Source organism: Vibrio artabrorum (genome assembly GCF_024347295.1).
GTDB classification, from domain to species: Bacteria; Pseudomonadota; Gammaproteobacteria; order Enterobacterales; family Vibrionaceae; genus Vibrio; species Vibrio artabrorum.
In genome coordinates this window covers 1,006,058-1,024,044 of record NZ_AP025458.1, presented here as the reverse complement: position 1 = coordinate 1,024,044, position 17,987 = coordinate 1,006,058, and the positions used below count along the sequence as shown (strand labels likewise).

14 protein-coding genes and 1 pseudogene are annotated in these 17,987 nt (G+C 43.0%); 8 read left to right on the top strand and 7 right to left on the bottom strand.

Translation table 11 applies throughout. From position 1 onward, the window contains the following. Positions 1 to 5: 5 nt before the first annotated feature. From OCU36_RS04795 to OCU36_RS04780, 4 genes and pseudogenes are all read right to left on the bottom strand, one after another. Positions 6 to 617 (bottom strand): polysaccharide biosynthesis/export family protein, encoded by a 612-nt coding sequence (locus tag OCU36_RS04795; protein ID WP_390207198.1) that lies wholly within the window; start codon positions 615 to 617, stop codon positions 6 to 8. 2 nt (positions 618 to 619) lie between these two features. Beyond that, positions 620 to 1,924, bottom strand: coding sequence for an outer membrane beta-barrel protein (locus OCU36_RS04790; RefSeq protein ID WP_261839267.1), 1,305 nt, complete (start codon positions 1,922 to 1,924; stop codon positions 620 to 622). Further along, positions 1,908 to 3,323 (bottom strand): annotated as a pseudogene (locus OCU36_RS04785) (undecaprenyl-phosphate glucose phosphotransferase). Before OCU36_RS04785 ends, OCU36_RS04790 begins: the two are co-directional and overlap by 17 nt. 281 nt (positions 3,324 to 3,604) lie before the next feature. Continuing rightward, on the bottom strand, positions 3,605 to 4,216 hold the full coding sequence (locus OCU36_RS04780; RefSeq protein WP_261839266.1) for a hypothetical protein: 612 nt from the start codon (positions 4,214 to 4,216) through the stop codon (positions 3,605 to 3,607). 284 nt (positions 4,217 to 4,500) lie between these two features. On the opposite strand from OCU36_RS04780, the gene dsrO reads away from it, so the two are divergent. From dsrO to OCU36_RS04745, 7 genes are all read left to right on the top strand, one after another. Next, complete coding sequence (gene dsrO, locus OCU36_RS04775) at positions 4,501 to 5,277, top strand: sulfate reduction electron transfer complex DsrMKJOP subunit DsrO (protein ID WP_261839265.1); 777 nt, start codon at positions 4,501 to 4,503, stop codon at positions 5,275 to 5,277. Continuing rightward, positions 5,270 to 6,238 carry a hypothetical protein gene (locus OCU36_RS04770; RefSeq protein WP_261839264.1) on the top strand — a complete coding sequence of 323 codons (969 nt, stop codon included), beginning with the start codon at positions 5,270 to 5,272 and terminating at the stop codon, positions 6,236 to 6,238. Before dsrO ends, OCU36_RS04770 begins: the two co-directional genes overlap by 8 nt. Position 6,239: 1 nt before the next feature. Continuing rightward, positions 6,240 to 9,221 (top strand): molybdopterin dinucleotide binding domain-containing protein, encoded by a 2,982-nt coding sequence (locus tag OCU36_RS04765; RefSeq protein WP_261839263.1) that lies wholly within the window; start codon positions 6,240 to 6,242, stop codon positions 9,219 to 9,221. A 191-nt stretch (positions 9,222 to 9,412) separates the two neighbouring features. Beyond that, positions 9,413 to 10,243 (top strand): FTR1 family iron permease, encoded by an 831-nt coding sequence (locus OCU36_RS04760; RefSeq protein WP_261839262.1) that lies wholly within the window; start codon positions 9,413 to 9,415, stop codon positions 10,241 to 10,243. Positions 10,244 to 11,283: 1,040 nt separating this feature from the next. Continuing rightward, positions 11,284 to 13,383, top strand: a complete 2,100-nt coding sequence (locus OCU36_RS04755; protein ID WP_261839261.1) for a protein-disulfide reductase DsbD family protein — start codon at positions 11,284 to 11,286, stop codon at positions 13,381 to 13,383. Next, positions 13,380 to 13,907 carry a protein disulfide oxidoreductase gene (locus OCU36_RS04750; RefSeq protein WP_261839260.1) on the top strand — a complete coding sequence of 176 codons (528 nt, stop codon included), beginning with the start codon at positions 13,380 to 13,382 and terminating at the stop codon, positions 13,905 to 13,907. Before OCU36_RS04755 ends, OCU36_RS04750 begins: the two co-directional genes overlap by 4 nt. Before the next feature lie 10 nt (positions 13,908 to 13,917). Next, entirely contained in the window at positions 13,918 to 14,649 is a 732-nt protein-coding gene (locus tag OCU36_RS04745; protein ID WP_261839259.1) for a DsbA family protein, read from the top strand. A 693-nt stretch (positions 14,650 to 15,342) separates the two neighbouring features. Here the strand turns inward: OCU36_RS04745 and OCU36_RS04740 are convergent. The 3 genes from OCU36_RS04740 to OCU36_RS04730 form a co-directional block, all read right to left on the bottom strand. Further along, complete coding sequence (locus tag OCU36_RS04740; protein ID WP_261839258.1) at positions 15,343 to 15,672, bottom strand: AzlD domain-containing protein; 330 nt, start codon at positions 15,670 to 15,672, stop codon at positions 15,343 to 15,345. 2 nt (positions 15,673 to 15,674) lie between these two features. Continuing rightward, on the bottom strand, positions 15,675 to 16,403 hold the full coding sequence (locus OCU36_RS04735; RefSeq protein ID WP_261839257.1) for an AzlC family ABC transporter permease: 729 nt from the start codon (positions 16,401 to 16,403) through the stop codon (positions 15,675 to 15,677). A gap of 125 nt (positions 16,404 to 16,528) precedes the next feature. Further along, complete coding sequence (locus OCU36_RS04730) at positions 16,529 to 17,362, bottom strand: AraC family transcriptional regulator (RefSeq protein ID WP_261839256.1); 834 nt, start codon at positions 17,360 to 17,362, stop codon at positions 16,529 to 16,531. Between the two features lie 236 nt (positions 17,363 to 17,598). Between OCU36_RS04730 and OCU36_RS04725 the strand changes: the two genes are divergently transcribed. Then, on the top strand, positions 17,599 to 17,937 hold the full coding sequence (locus tag OCU36_RS04725; RefSeq protein WP_050650325.1) for a hypothetical protein: 339 nt from the start codon (positions 17,599 to 17,601) through the stop codon (positions 17,935 to 17,937). The last annotated feature ends 50 nt before the right edge of the window (positions 17,938 to 17,987 follow it).

The window sequence follows — 17,987 nt, the reverse complement described above, 5'->3', positions numbered from 1 at the left end:
TCACCTTAGAAAAAACTCTTCTCGACAATAACAACATCGCCCGGATAGACAGGATCTGTCATTTCGACATTCTTTATCATCTCTTTTTGCCCTGATGGCCGAATGTTAATATCACTTTCATCAGCCCGGTCAGTGAAACCACCAGCCATGGCAATCGCTTGTTCAACCGTCAGTTGTGGCTCATATTCATAGCCATTAGGGTTCTCAACTTCCCCGAGAAGGTAAAATTTACGGAACTCTTCCATAGTAACACTCACCATTGGCGATAAAACAAACCCGTCTTTTAAACGAGTTTCAATATCTTGCTCAATCGCATCGGTTGTTTGTCCAGAGAGCTGCACGAGGCCGATAAAAGGGAAATTAATAACACCGCGCTTACTTATTTTTAGAGACATCGACATCTCTTCTTCTCCATACACCCAGATTCGTATCATATCCCCTGGTCGTAAAAAATACTTTCGTGTCTCATTATCAATGGACGGGTGGCCGCTAGTAGACACCACGGGAGCTGCACTTTGCACTTCTTTTTCAGGTGCCGCCGTGGTATCGGTTTCGGCGAAACTGATACTGCTAATCAATACACAGCAAGCCAGTAACAGTAGCTTTATTATATTCATATCTAAATCTGTACCTTTAGTGTCAGTCCAATTGTACTTTTGTCATAGCCAAGGTGGCGCTTTACTGAGCGTTTGGAGCTATCGTTAATAAAAAATTTCACGTCATCGGAATTAGAACGTTTGCGGGCAAATTGGTAGTTCAACTCGAGCCGAATTGATGGCCGAAAATCATACCCCAAGGTAACCGATGCAACATCTAAATCATCCTTTCTATCGTTCTGTTGTATCCGATAATCATCGACTTCTCTTCCATAATCAAGCTTGGTGCTAAACCGCTCAACCCACCAATGGTGTTTCCACGACACACCCACTTTAGTGTGCAGAATATAACCGCCTTCTTCGGTAGGATCCTTAACTCTTCGCCAGCCATAAAGCGACCATTCTGAATGTTTGACAGGTTGCCAGTTCATATTGGCGTCCCAATTTAGACCGCTGAAAGATTGTGCTTGGCTGTTATTCGTAAAGCGTTTATACAACCACGCTACATCGGCCTCTAAGGTCAATTTTCCCGTTCGATGAGACTTGAATCCGACGAGAGCATAATTTTCTGCAGAGTCCTTAGCCGGATTCGTTTCGTATTTTCGTAAATTGCTAATGAGACTATATCGGAATCGTGTACGCGATGAGTACTGATCAAACAGCTCGGCTGTGAGGGTATTTTCTTGCCACTCCTGCTCCTTGACATAATGATAAAAATCACTATCCGCACCTTGTATTTCGTCCAACTTGTCATAAGTGATATCTTTAATTTGCCAGGCAAAGTCTAACTTCCCTCGCCCCTCTGGCGCCCCATAGCTGTATCGTAGTTCGCTATTGAAAAACTTATTCTGTAACGGTGTTTTCACACCAAAAGCATTAAACTGAGTGGGGTTAAAACCTTCCGTTAGCTCTGTGCCTCTTTCTTCATGCCCCCAATCTTGCTGAATAAACCAATTCAGACTGTGCTTAAGCCCAAACCTCAACGAAGATTGAAACATTAAAAAGTGGTCGGTGTAATCATCATCGCTTGCATTGTCGTAACGTGAATACTCACCAGAGTACACCAACAGGTATCGATCCTGCCCACGCTCACCGACTGCACGCAAATATGGCGTTAACGTGGTATATGCGGAATCCATCTCGTTCATAGGGTTAACTTGATAGGTCACATTTGAATCCTGACCATACTCAACGCCGACCCGTGACTGGACATCAATACCGGCGACAGTGATATGTGACTTAGGCGTAAGTTCAGCCTGACAAGTGTAGCTAACCAAACCCAGCAAAACCACAGCGCTGATGCTGGCTAGGCTAGTATGCCTTTTCACTAACAAACCCTTTAAATATTGTTAGAAACACGATTTTAATGTCCAATCAAAGTGACCAACCCTGTAAATAAGCAATGTCATATTCAACCCGCTTACTCATTTTATCGACAGTTTCTGTCTCTCCACGGTAGCCATTAATTTGCGCCCAGCCAGTAATACCTGGCTTTATTTTATGTCTAACCATGTAGTTAGAGACGATCTTTCGATACTGCTCATTATGTGCAACGGCATGGGGTCTAGGGCCAACGATAGACATGGAACCTTGCAACACATTGAAAAATTGTGGCAGTTCATCTAATGATGTACGACGAATAAAAGCACCAAATTTGGTGACTCTTGGGTCCGATTGTGTTGCCTGTTTAAAATCTTCGCCATTCTCCATCACATTCATCGAGCGAAATTTCCATACCTTGATCTGTTTACCCCCCAACCCATAGCGATACTGTTTAAATAAGATCGGTCCTTTAGAGCTGAGTTTGACTCCGATCGCCACCGCAACCAGAACAGGGGTAATAAAGAGTAAAATGAGACTCGCTAAGACAATATCTTCGATACGCTTAATTATCCCGCCGATTCCATCAAATGGCGTACCGAAAATACTTAACGCTTGTACATTACCAACCGCCTTAAATTGGGAGGCCGAAAGGTTATAGCTGTATAGATCTGGAACCATAAAAGTATCGACTGTTGTGTCAGATAATCGTGTTAAACAGTGAATTATTCGCTCTTTTGCCACCATAGGTAACGCAATATAAACTTCATCAATTTGGTTGCTTTGTGCCTTTTCAATCAGCAGATCAACGTTACCGGCGTAACGTGATTTGATCATGTAGCCAAATCGCTCTTCGTTTCGATCATCATACAATTCAATTTCTATGTCCTGTCGCCGATAGAAAATCTGTAATTGCTTTTCCAAAGCGATCGCCGCTGGTGACAACCCAACAATTGCGATTCGCTTTACCTTTTTGTATTTTGTAAAGCACTGTCGATAGATCGAAAAGGCTATCACTCGAATTAAAATGGTGGATAACATCGCGCAGGTAAACCAAAAATAATAGAAGCCACCCCGAAAATGGCTTATTTGACTCCCGGCTAACCCCCCAATGTTATATTTAACAACTTCCATCGCAATTAGAGTAAGGGAAGCTGTCGCGATAATTCGAACAATAGAAGAGTCAAGACGCCGACGAATGTGAACTCGGTATAAATGGCAATACTCACCAAACAGTAAAAAGAATACCGCGACAAAAAACGCTTCTGCAACATCAATTGCGGTCTCATCAGCAAATACCGTATTGATAATAATGACCAAAGACAGATTTATTAGAAGAAAATCCATCGTTTTAAATAATGGTGCATAGCCGTCTTCTGCAATTTTCAGGGCTTGTTTTGTATTCATAAACGAAAAATACACCTCGATACATGTCGTTAACTTTATTAATTAAAATGAAAACATTTTGACCATTTTACATTCTGTAGATAGAGAAATCTAAATGTTGTTCAGCAGGAAAGCGCATGAATACCTTATGAACATAGATTCACCTTCCATTGAAGACAATATTTTCTTTAAATGTTTTTCCTATTTAGATCTTACACTTAACGTTTTTTTACTTACCGACGACAGTTGAAGTGCAAAAAATAACGAAGCTCATTAAACGTACCTCATGTTGTTAAGGACTCTTAAAAGGAAAATTGCACCCCTAATTCATAACCGACTTCCGCCTGATCTCGTTCTGCATACTCTAAATTAGCGACCAATCCAAATACAGAGCCAAACTGAAAAACATTTTTCAGCTTCACCTCGTCTCTTGCTATATCTAAAAAATCGTGTTGATAAGAGACTCCCATCAACCAATGATTCGCAATTTGTTTCCTAACCATTACCTGACAGTACGTCCCTCGTTCTGAATATGAAGCACTATAATCACTATCAGCACGATAGTTTATTGCACCGCAAGATAAAGAACTTGCCATTGCGTCGCCCAATCGACCAATAATGCCCCCACCCGCTTGCCAACTATCAACCTCAGAACTAAACCGAGTTAAAAAATCAGTCTTTCCTTCGATATATACATAATCAGCGACTTGAGCGCTAACATCCAAGTACAGCCCTCCCATTGCCTTTTTATCTTTATTGTTATATTCATCATCGAGATAAGCTTTCAAAGATCCAGACTTAAAACTAGCACCTTTATAACCAAACCCTATGTGAGAGAAGTTATTAACGACATCACTTGAGGCAAAACTATAACTCGATACAAAGAGCGCAATAGGAATTAATATATTTATCATTCGACATTTCATAAAATTAGAGCCTAGGTTAGGTTTAAGATTGCTATATGCTACACAAAAATCGGTATTCATTCTCCTATTATATAAAATTTGGAGCAGAGCAAACTTAGAGGTGTCCTGAACTATTGGAGCGCGGCCATTGTGAGCCCCAAATAACCTTACCCCACCTTTCACAGGGTAATCTAAGTTTTCATCGTCGAAAGACGATGCAAGTGTTCAGATCAATTTAGCCACTTTCTCAACTGATAACATAATTATCAACAAATCCACTTTGAGAATAAATAATGGCCAGTAACAATATAACAAGACGTCATTTCCTCAGCGGTTCAATAGGCTCGATAGCAACTGCCGCAGCAACATCCGCAGTCGCATCGCAACCCTCGCCAACCCTGAAGAAATCGAAACACACAGGAAAACGATGGGGAATGGTTGTCGACTTGAGACGCTGCGTAGGATGCCAAGCCTGTACCGTTGCATGTAAGTTTGAGAATAATGCGCCAGTAGGACAATTCAGAACGTGGGTAAGCGATGTTGAAATCAACACCTACCCAGACACCAAACGCTCATTCGTACCAGGGCTCTGCAATCACTGTGAGACGCCAAGCTGTATCCCAGTTTGCCCCACAGGCGCCACTTTCAAGCGAGACGATGGCATAGTGCTCGTTGACTCAGACAAATGTTGGGGATGTGGTTCATGCGTGACAGCTTGCCCATACGGTGCTCGCTTCATTAACACTGAAACAAAGATTGCCGATAAGTGCACCTTCTGTGCACACCGTCTAGACGAAGGGCTACTTCCCGCCTGCCAGGAAACTTGCGTGGGCGGTGCACGAGTCTTTGGTGATCTTAATGATCCAGACAGTCCCGTCAGTAAACTGATTGCCGAAAATGCCGTTTCCGTCTTAAAACCAAGTGCCAGCACCAAACCGAACGTGTTTTATATTAGCCTAACCCACCCTGAGATCACCAATGGTGAAATCGAGCCAAATACTTGGCTATTGGATTTAGAGCGAAATACAGACGATACCGAACTGACGTTCAAAGGGGCAACCAATGATTAATATTATCAATGTATCGAACCAAATGCCTTTTGGTCTTCTCTTTGTCAACTACTCGCTTTTAGCAGGGATCGCAGGTGGACTCGGTGTGACTTGGGCTATTTCAAATAAAAAGCCAAGTAAAAACTACATTCCTCAGATCGTGGCTGTTGTTCTAGCCCTTTGTGCAACCCTAAACGTACTCGCTGAAGTTCAACAACAAGGTCGATTGATTTACGGCTTCACAAGTGGATGGGAAAACTGGAACGGATCTATCATCAAATACGGTGTACCCGCCATCCCAGCTTTCATGGGATTACTATTACTGTCGGTCTTTGCCCCGTACAACGCCCTATTAGAAAAACTATTCAACCCACTTCGTGCAGGTATTATCGCCCTAGGTCTATTCTTACCTGCGTACTCTGGTATCTGGATGATGAATGAGCATGGCGTCGCGCTATGGAACTCACCACTAAGTGTGGTCCTCACTTCACTAACGGGTTTAACCGTGGGTTCTTTGCTATTTAATGCACTGTCTAAAGAGCCGAATAGCACGCGTACCGACATCTTACGCACAGCAGTCTTCGTCAACGTCACATTCCTACTGCTCGTGAACTGGTGGGCCGTTAAATTCTCAGGCTCTGAAGTTAGACTGTCTAAAGCGCTTCTAGATACTCACTTCGCCAATCTCGAATGGCTTGCCGTCGGTGGTTTTACGCTTGCTCTCGTCTTCATGCTTACTGGCCGATCACGCGCCAGCACTCTACTAGCATTGATACTATCCGGCATCAGTGCTTACTTCGTTCGATACTGCTTACTTGTCGGTGGTGAAGGGATAAGCCCTCACGGTGCCGGTATCTCATTATTCTCCCCTGAAGGGCATGAATTCTTCTATACCGCAGCATCTCTACTACTAGCAGGCGGCGTATTCTGCGCCCTATTGCTTGCTGTTCCTGCTCTTGTTAAAAAAATCGAGGATAAATAAGATGGATAGACGTAAAGTTCTCAAAGGTGCTGCGTGCCTTGGCATCGCAACGGGTGGCCTTGCCTACTCTGACATCTTTGCTCGTACACTAACAATGAGCAAAAACGGAGAACCGGTAAACTACAAAGCATACGGTAACTCAGACAATGTTGAATGGCGCATGAACGAACTTGGCAAACACGACATTGCCAATGACTATTGCGTAAAGCACACCACCTGTCTCCAATGCCACTCAGAGTGTGGCTTGCGTGTAAAAATCAACAATACAACGGGAACCATCGAACGCATTACAGGTAATCCTTACCACCCGAATACGAAGATTGATTTTACCGACATCACCACACCGATTTCTGCTACCGCTGCAGCCGTGGGCACCGTTTGTGCTCGTGGTAATGCAGGGATAGAAACTCTATACGACAAATATCGAATTACCGCACCACTAAAACGTGTTGGTAAACGTGGAGAAGGCAAGTGGAAAACGATCACTTGGAAGGAACTCATCTCCGACACCGTGCACGGCGGAAAAATATTCGCGGACACAACCGATCCTAAGAGTCAGAATCTCGAGGTAAGAGGCTTTAAACACCTGTACCAAGAGCGAGAGACTTTAATTGACCCACAAAACCCCGACTACGGTTTTAAGAGCAATAAGTTTGTACTCCAAGCAGGTCGTATCGTTAAGAGCCGCAAAGACTTCCAAAGTCGATTCTGCAACTCGTTCGGTACCGTTAATAATTACGAACACACAAACATCTGTGAACTATCGCACCACATTGCGACCGGTGAAGTTTACGGAGGCAAACATAACGCCAAAGCCGACATCACTGAATCCGAGTTCATGATCTTCTTCGGCACCGCCCCTGGTGAAGCGAACTTCCCAATGCAAACCATGGGTAAATACAGTGCAGAAGCGAGAGTAAAAGGCGCTCAAATCACTGTTGTAGACCCTGTGCTCCCACGTACAGTGCAGACCTCACCCAATATGCACTGGGTTTGTCCTAAAATTGGCACAGACGGAGCAATTGCAGCTGCAATCCTACGAGCACTGATTGAAAGCGATGGGTTTAATCGCAGCTACCTCAGCCACCCAACCCAAAAATCAGCGAAGCGTTACGGTGAACTGTCGTACACAAATGCATCATACTTAATCGATCTCGAAACCGGTCATTTTGCACGCCAGAATGGCAAAAATCTGGTTGCCGATGAACACGGGAATATCGTACCTTTCGATACAGTCGACATCGCAGACATTGAATTCAAAGGCGAGCTCAACGGAAATAAAGTCGCGACCTCTTTCTCACTCCTAAAAGAGTCTGTGTTTAGCCAAACTATGGCAGAGTACAGTGAGCAGAGCGGTGTTGAAATTGAGAAACTAGAATGGCTAGCAAATGGTATCGCCAAAGCCGGACGCAAATCAGCGGTCGAGTTCTATCGTGGGATAGCACAACACCCAAATGGGTACTACACCGGTTTCTTGATTAATCAAATCAACGTAATGATGGGCAACATGAACTGGACGGGCGGCATCTCGGTTGGCGGCGGCGGTTTCGATTACAACGCTGGTGCTTACGATCTCAAGACCATCCCGAACTTAAAAACATCTCCAAAAGGTCTACACATTACTCGTGAGAGAATGGCGTATGAGGATTCTCACGAATACAAGCAAAAGGTAGATAATGGACAAAACCCATACCCAGCCTCTCGCCCTTGGTTCCCGTTAACTAAAGACGTATTCAGTGAAATCATCCCATCACTTATCGAGGGATACCCTTACAAGGCTGACATTCTACTCTGGCACATGTGTACACCGCTGTACTCAACACCATCAACAGGGCGAGATGAAATCATCGCCAGCATCTCAGATCCTGAGCAAGTCCCTCTTCTGATTGCTTCAGACATCGTGATTGGCGACAGTTCAGCGTATGCCGATTACGTGATCCCTGACCTAATGTACTTAGAGCAGTATGTTCACCACCCGATGATGGAAGCCACGCTAGTAAAAGGAACCGCTGTTCGAACTCCTGTGGTTGAACCGATTACGGATAAAACACCGGCGGGTCATCACATGAGCTATGAACAATTCCTCATCGATGTTGCCATTGAACTGAACATGCCCGGCTTTGGTCCTAATGCTATTCCAGACAGCAACGGCAAGCTATGGCCACTCAATACGATGTCGGATTATTACATCAAGGGAGTCGCTAACCTTGCACACAATTTTGGCAACATTCCAGAGATCACTGATGAAGAGTTAAGAATCACTGGACTTGACGAATTCTACCAACAGCATAAGAGCACGCTAAAAGCCAATGAGTGGCTAGATGTGCTATTCACGATTAGCCGTGGAGGCCTGTTTGAGTCGGTAAATAATCGTCGTAAAGGAGAGCAACTCACTCACAAATACGACAGTTGCATCTCGATGTACTCAGAAAAAGTCGCAACGACCATTGATAGTATGACAGGTGAAAAGTTCAAAGGGCATGCGGTTTACACGCAACCTATGACCGCACTTAACAAGCCACTGTCCTCTCTTGATGCAGGCTTTGATATGACGATCCTAACAAGAAAGTCAGCACTACAAAGTCACTCACGACTCGCTGCTGCCAGCTCTATCCGCCAAATAACACCAACAAACTACGCAGAAATAAACAAGCGAACTGGTGAAGAGAAAGGGCTTAAAACGGGTGACATGATCAAAATTGAGAGTGTGAATGGAGTTCGAGAGGCTGAAGTCAAACTTCGCGAAGGCATAGCCGAGGATGCAATCAGCTTCATTGTAGGCTTTGGTCACAATGGCTATGGGGCTTCTAACTATGAAGTTGACGGTGTCGTGATAGAAGGAAGTAAGCAACGCAAAGCCGGTTTCAACCTAAACCCAATAATGCGAACCGATCCGGATGTGACCAACATGGGCCTGATAGATAAGGTCGGTGGGTCTGCCGTATTCTATGATACGAAAGTACGCATCTCAAAAATCAAGTAGTACAACAATAACCGTACCACTTCGCTCCTAAACAAAACACCGCTGAAAAACGGTGTTTTTTTATAAGAGCAATTCTGCAAAGTCGTCAAGTTTGGCCTGTTTTGTCAATATAAGTTTCCATAAACACAAATGCAATTGATAATAACTTGCATTATCATGCATTAACTTACTTAACAAAATAGGGTGTTATTGTGTTCGCCAGTATGACCATTGTATTTAGAGAAGGCTTAGAAATGGCCATTATTGTTTCTTTGCTTTTAGCCGCAACAAAAGAGATAGCCAAGAGCTCAAAATGGATTTTAGGAGGGACTGGAACTGGAATCCTTATCTCTTTATTACTCGCGATTATCGCGTTAAACAACGCAACAATTACGGCATTAATTGAGGGGAAAATGACCGGGGGAATCATCCTCGCGTTATCGAGTATTTTAATTGGTTATACCGTTATTTGGATGAAATCAAACGGAATGAAAGCTTCTCAAGATATCAAAGCTTCAGTGAATGATATCAAAGAAAACAATAAACCTTTATTTTCGCTAAGTTTAGTCGCTTTCTTTTGTGTGTTCCGTGAAGGTATTGAAGTTGTATTATTTCTTTTAGGCTTAACCAGCGATAGCGAAACCACCGGGGCTTCAATACTAAGTGGAAGCTTAATGGGATCGGTAGGTGCGATTGTAGCTGGCGTTGCTATGTACTTTGGCTTCATTAAAATCAACCTTGGTAAAGTATTCAATTTCTTTGCTGTATTGATGTCATTTTTAGCCGCCGGTATGGCCATAAATGCCGTAAGTAAGTTTACTTCTGCGGGGCTCATTAATCCGCTCATCAATCCATTATGGAATAGCACCGCCCTGCTTGATCACCATTCAAATTGGTTTGGTCTATTTATTCACGTAATGTTTGGGTACACAGAAAAACCAAGCTTAGCGCAACTTATTGTATACGTAGCGACATTAAGCATTCTGTTTGTATTAACTCACCGTCAAACAAAGAAGTTAACAAGAGCAAAAACCGCCGCTTAGTGATTTGATTAAGCATCTTTGCATCACCAGTGACGTTGAAAACTGAGGATACAAATATGAAGCAAGCCAGCAAGTTATGCGAACATATATTGCTGGCTTCAGATGTAATGCTTGCACATTAATCCTTTATAACTCTGCACCGAAAGTCTGCATGTTTGGGTAACAACTTAACAATGACCACATTCCAATCAGTCTATCGAAAAACATGATGGACATGTGCGTAGCACACCTTTGGACAGAAGTGTATTTTGAAAAAGCAAGTATTAGCAACTCATAAATTGCTACAGAATAGTCAGTCACTAAACGAGTACCCAAAACGACTGGTGCGGATTAACCCAATCGAAATTGGTTATTCGCGAGAAAGTTGACCAGACAATCTAGATGCTAGCCAATACCAAGGAAATGACTCATTTTCATTTATCCAGTTTTTTGGATAAGCTATCTCCGACATTCAATCGCTTTGATTCATGAAAATTATTGGCCATACGAAAAAATTGAACTTTATTGTTTTAGTTAAGTCGTATTGCTACGTTTACCATCACAAGACATCTGCAGTTTAGATATGATCTCAAGTCGAAACACACATCAGCTAACTCTTCGCGCACTATTATTAGTGGGTTGGGTTATCTGTTTCTGTCTCGCCAGTAATATGAGTTTTATTCAAAGTTGCAAAGTAAACGATGAAAACAGTGATTCTACGATTTCTAGTGCTCTACAGGTAAACAAGGTTGATGATGGTAGCGGTTTTATTGATGAGGCATCTCAATCCAAAGACGATCAATCCATCCATAAATGTGAGCTATCAGAACACCTGATAAATTTTGATCACCACCAAATCAATGATCAAGCTATATTCACGTACTTCATACTCATTGTCGTCGTATCGTGGCTGCTAAGTACTGTCCCATATTTCCCTCCATTCACTGAGCCAATCCTTCACAAGGGTAGGCGCATCCATCTCAAGGTCTGTGTCTTTAAAGAATGAGAATAAGAGCGTTTAACTAACACTCATATTATTCATTTTTAAGGAAAAATTAGACATGCCTAAAAGCAAAATGTCATTGCACTTTGTTGTGCTTTGGCTATTCGTTGCGCTGTGTTCAACATTCACTGTGAACGCAAGTGCGAGCGAATCGATGACTCCGGTTACCACGGGTTGGATGCAAGACAAGTTACATCCGTATATAGAAACGCGTTTTGTCATGACAGGACAAATTAATAAAAAAGATAAAACCGCGGCGGGTTATCTGGAAGTGAACCTTTCTGATGAATGGAAAACTTACTGGAGAAGTCCTGGTGAAGGCGGCATTGCGCCCAAGATCAAATGGACAGAGAACTCTAAGAACGTTTCGCAACTGCAATGGTTTTGGAAGTTTCCTCAACGCTTCAATTTGCTCGGCATAGATACGCTAGGCTACAAGCACAACATCATCTTCCCGATGAATCTTCATATTGATGATATGAACAAACCTGTTGAGCTGAATGCGGTACTGACGATGTCTTCATGTACCACCATATGTATTCTCACGGATTTTGATATCAACTTGGTGTTTAACCCAAGTGATATGACCGTAAATAACGACGCGATGCTTGTCTACGCAGAAGCAATGAGCGAAGTGCCGAAAGAGTCACCACTTGTAGAGGGAACATCTACGATTTGGGATGCTCGCAAGTCACAACTTCAAGTTATTGCTACGCATCAAATTGGCTGGACGGCACCTGATGTAATCGTAGATGGTGATTCAGATGAAATGCAAGATGCAGACTTTGGTATTCCTCACATTGAAATTGAAGATAACCAAGTCATTGCAACTTACGATGTAAGTAGCTGGATGGGCACACCCGATCTCAACAACCAACACATCCGTGTAAGTATCAAAGACAAAGACTTCATCGTAGAATACCCAGCCACTGTTGCCAACGGCATAGTGGGTAATAGCTCCATGATAAGTATGGTACTTTTGGCGCTAGTAGGTGGGTTGATTCTCACCATCATGCCCTGTGTATTCCCTGTGCTTGGAATGAAATTGAGTGGGGTTATTTCTGCTCAAGGCATGGCAAGAAAACAAGTTAGGTTCCAATTCCTAGCATCTGCGAGTGGTATCCTCGCATCCTTCTGGTTAATCGCCACTTTCTTGGCTGTGTTAAAAGTTTCAGGCAGCGTTATCGGTTGGGGAATTCAGTTCCAAAATGGCTGGTTTATCGGTGGGATGTTTATCATCACCGCTCTTTTCAGCGCCAACATGTTAGGGCTTTTCGAGATTCGTCTTTCATCAAATGCAAATACATGGATGGCAACCAAGGGCGACAGTAGCTACGTCGGGCACTTTACTCAAGGTATGTTCGCAACGCTATTGGCTACACCATGCTCTGCTCCATTTCTTGGGACAGCAGTCGCCTTTGCCCTCGCCACGACTATCCCGACGATGTTTGGCATTTTCACAGCACTTGCCGTTGGTATGGCGCTTCCATGGATTATCGTTGCTGCATTCCCATCGATAGCTTTGGCGCTGCCTAAACCAGGGGCATGGATGAACCGTGTTAAATACCTATTCGGCGGAATGATGCTAATCACTAGCGTTTGGCTCTTTAGCTTACTTCGACCTCATGTCCCTCAATTGTGGCTATACGTAATACTGGCGGTCAGTGTTGGCCTATTGCTTGTCAGATTGATTCAAGTGCATGGAATCAAGACTGCGGGGGCTGTTGCCTTGCTGCTGGTGAGTGTTATCTCTGCTTCGTTATTTGTCGAAAAAGCAACATCCAAAATGCTGCCACCAGAACCTGAGTGGGAAGCGTTGTCCACCGAAATCATTGATGAGCATGTTGCTAATGGCCAAGTGGTTTTTGTTGATGTCACCGCTGATTGGTGTGTGACTTGTAAAGCAAACAAGATAGGTGTTCTTTTACAAGATCCGGTCTACAGCGCATTGACTGAAGGTGATGTAGTGCCGATGGAGGGCGATTGGACAGTCCCAAGTGATAGTGTCACGTCATACCTACAAGATCATAACCGGTTCGGTGTTCCGTTCAATATGGTTTATGGCCCTAATGCTCCGGAAGGTATTGAGCTTCCTGTCATCTTAACCAGTGATGCGGTGATGGAAGCCATTGAGAAGGCAAGAGGTGATGACGAATGACGAGAAAAAAATCTAAGGCAAAACCTCAGACCAAAAAGCAGAAGTTGAGCTCGGCATTGCTGTATACCTTGTTTGCGTTGGTCGTGGTCTTTGGTGTTGATTATTGGCGTACAAAAGACGTTCCAATGCAGAACGTTCCGCCAATGGTCGGAATGTCGTTATCCGGTAAACCGATAGATGTAATTGAAATGAGTAAGAAAGAGCCAGTATTGGTTTATTTTTGGACCACATGGTGCGTGGCCTGCAAATTTGTGACACCGGTGGTTGATTGGCTTTCATCAAGCTATCCCGTTGTTGGTGTATCACTGACTTCGGGTAAAGATGAAAGAGTTCGGCGTTACATGAACGCTAAAGGATATAGCTACGACAACATTAATGACACTCAAAGCAAAATAGCACGCGATTGGGGGATCTCCTTAACGCCAACACTCATTGTGATTAATGATGGAAAAGTAACAAGTGTTACTTCTGGAATTACTACGCCAATGGGCATCGCAGCCCGACTGTGGTTAGCTAAGTATTAAGAGGAAAAATATGAAATTCATAACAAAAAGCATCATCACAAAATGTATATTAGTTACACTGGCTTTCTCACCCGTCACTTACGCAATGACAAAGCAAGAAAAGCTTGCCGAAATAACACAGATGTTAGAACAAAATGAAGGTATTATCGATTCGGTTCATGACAGTCTGGCTGCTTATATAGATCAACAAAGTAGCTTCGATAAAACGTTAGCCGAGAGCCATGACTTTATTTATAACAACCCACACCACCCTTGGTATGGTTCCGAGCATCCAAAACTGACGATCGTAAACATGACTGATTATAGTTGCCCGTGGTGCAAAAAGTTAGATCCTGTTCTTCGAAAAATAGCGGATCATTTCCCTAATGACATTAAGGTGATAAGTATTTATGTCCCTCTAAAGGAGAGAGATTCAGCAGTAAACTCAGCAACTTTTGGAATCAATGTCTGGAACAATGACAAAGCAAAATACAAAGCTGTTGAAGAGATGTTGATCAGTAAGCCTGGAATTCACAACCTTCGATCGATAATGAAAGTAGCCAACAAGAACAAAGTAGCCGACGACGTTTCTTCAAACAGTGAGATATCGATTGAAGTTGCTGAAAACTATAACTTGTTTACAAAACTCGGTGTTCAAGGTACACCAGCAATGTTAATTGATGGCACATTGCTGCCCGGTTACCTGCCATACGAAAAACTATATCCAATAATAAAAGCCAAGCTAGACGAAAAAAGTAAATAGAATTAATTCACAAGAACTAATTTTTTATTATTCCAGATAAAAACAAGCCCTATTTATTAGGGCTTTTCTTATTTAATGTTAAGTCTAAACTAATAAGCAATATATAATGCAGCAAGTCCAAACACCCCTAAAAAACTAAGAACACTAAATATTAAACAAAAAAACAGTCTCATTATTACTCTCTTAACAAAATGGGGAAATTAGTAACAGGTAGATATTAACAAAGTGTTACCATATAATAACACCATATTAAACAACCTAGAGTTAGACGTATTTAATTCAAATTAATTCCATTTCCTAAATGATTTCATAAAATTTATTTCAAGAAGGACTCTTATATTTATAAGATAAGAGATCGTGGATATATGTGGAAAATTGGGGACACTGACGTTTTAGCTAAAATAAAACGGTCATTGCGCTCACCAAGGTGCTTTGTCGTTCACTTAAATACCGAGAGTAATTGTCGGTATTTAATATCTAAGAACTTTCGTTACTTTCCCGTCCCCCCTCGTCCGATACGGTTAAACATATCTTCTCAAACGGGTTTAACGTTGTTTGATTTATCATCAACCATTCCATAATGGTCTACTCACCACCTATCCTAAACAAAAACGGCCTAAAAAAACTAGACCATTCAGAACAGAAGGCAAGACCTGGCCCCTTACATTTTTGGGAGAAACATAAAATCTAAGCTCAAGAGAAAAGGTAATCAACGGCAACGAGGTTATAGAGCAAAAACACGCCCATACTGACGCCGATAGTAAGTAGCACATTGCCTGTTTTCCAAATCAGCAGACCTGTAACCACCGCACCTATCAAGTAAGGGTTTTCCAGGCTTGGCCAAAATGTTTGTTGCGGAGAAAATACAATAGGCCCCCAAATCGCAGTCAGCACCGCAGGGCTTGAATAGTGTAACAGTCGACGCGTAGTTTGGTTGAGTCGAAGCGGGATTGCAGGCTCAAGAAAAAAATACCGACTAAAGAAAACAATCGCAGTCATAAGCAATATCGTTATCCAAATCATCTCTATTTCCCCTCCACGATTGTCTTGTTACCGTTGTTTTGCTCTTGGAACGATTCGCTGAAAAAGCCCGCTAACATACCAGTAATCGCTGCAATCATTAGCCCACCCTCAATATTGTTAACCGACATGGCGACCGAAGTGACCAGTGAAACCACCACACACACCACGACAGGTAAAGTTCGAATTAATGGGAACACCAAGGCGATAAAGGTTGCTGCGACCGCAAAGTCGAGACCAATTTCATTGAGTGAAGGAATTTGGCTTCCCGCAACAATGCCAACAAAGCTCGCGATATTCCAGACGAGGTAAAAACCGCCACCTACGCCCGCAGCGTACCAATGATTAAACTCTTGCTGAGACTGCCCACTACAAATCGCGAACAGCTCGTCGGTGAGCCAAAAACCGAGTAATAAACGCCAACGCGCAGGAAGATGGCTGATTTTGTCACGCATCGATACACTATACAGAAAGTGCCTTGATGTGATGAACAGTGTGGTCAACAACATGGTGCCTAAACCAATACCCGCTTTGAACATACCTGCAGCGACAAGTTGCGCTGAGCCAGCAAATAAAACAGCCGACATCGCTTGCGCTTGAAGCGGATTCAACCCAGCATCTATCGCATATGAGCCCGCTAGAATTCCCCAAGGGATGACCGCAATACTCAAAGGCATTCCCGCTAAAACGCCCTTCCATAACTGTGTTCGTCTATCCATTTTTTTACTACTCATATCATTCTTTTCTCTCTTCACATTCGCTATTCAATGTAAGAAGAGTTGAGTCGGTTAGATTGTATAAACTTGCTCGATTTCATCCCCCTTGTTCGCCACACTTAGCTGCACTTAACCACGCCAATTTAGAGCATTTTGATGTATTGCCCCGGCGTATAGCCATTGGCCTTTTTGAAGTGTCGATGAAAATGGCTTTGATCATGAAAACCACACTCTTGAGCGGCATCTGAAATAGTATGTCCTTGATTCAATAGCTTACGAGCAAGTCTTAGCCGTGATTGAATCTGATAGGCATGAGGTGGAAGGCCGAACTCTTTCTGAAAAGAACGCACTAAGTGGAACGGGCTCAAAGCCGCTAGGCTGGATAGCTCGTCTAAGGACACATCGGCTTGTGGAAAATCATCTAAAAACTCTTTCACCAAAACAAGTTGGCGCTGAGTTTTCCCATCGAGTTGAGGATTAAGCGGCGATTTTCCGTGTCGACTAATCAGCTTAACCAACATCCCATACATCAAAGTTTCTCTTAACAAGCGATTGGCAGATTCATCAATTGTGTTGAAGACTAATCTCAATTGATTGGCGAGTTCAGGGTCTTCAACAACCGCTCTTGGGAAATAAGGCGCGCCGTAATTCGGTAGGTTTAGCTCTTGAGTGATCTTGGCAAGTTGCTCTGGGAGTGGATACATGGCTCGATACGCCCAACCGCCTTCAGTGGCAGAGTGACCGCTATGAACTTCGTCGGCATTGACCAGAATAATCGCATTTTGTGGCGCAATATGATGCCCACCCGTTCGATAGAAACGCTGAGCGCCCTGCTCGATGACTCCTAGCGTGTAGCCCTCGTGGCTGTGACGCGAGAAGTTCTGCTTTTCGTATTCAGCATCAAGAATTTCAAGGCCACCGAGCTCTTCCGTTATCTTATACTCGGCCTTTTCTTTAGAACGTTTCTTATTCTCCATAACAATTTCCAAGCCTGTTGATTATCGAGCGACTTATCAGTCTACTCTATAGTCTCTTTCAACTTTTGTACAAAATTGCGCTTTTGTTTGTTAATACCGTTTTTGTCGATGGCTGAATAACGCTTTCTAACTGGGAGGAAAGTCTTGGTCTATAACTAGTTGGCAAAAAATTGACAATAATTTAATCATACATGCCAATACTGTCTTCAAATCATCGGCAACAGACTTGATACAACATGAAAAATACACTGATCCTTTTCTTTTTCCTGAGCCTAACAGGATGCACTCATAATCAATCCAAAGCACTGAGCATGAACTCCTCGTCGGTTAATACATACCCACAATCGATGTCGAATCTGCAACTTTGTGACACCTTGTATTACGGGCGCTCAAGTAACCAGACACTCGCAGCAATTGGCAGTGAATTCAATCGAAGAGGATTATCCAAGAGTTGGTGTGACACCGAAACCAATAAGCTTTATCTAACAAAGACAATTGATTGGGTTGCTGACCAAGTAGAAGACAAGGAAGATTCGGACGAAGAAGCGTCGGCAGTGGTGTTGCCAGCGAACTAAGAAAACTTGAACGTTTTTGAACAAGAAAAAGGCAAACTTCAGATAGCAAA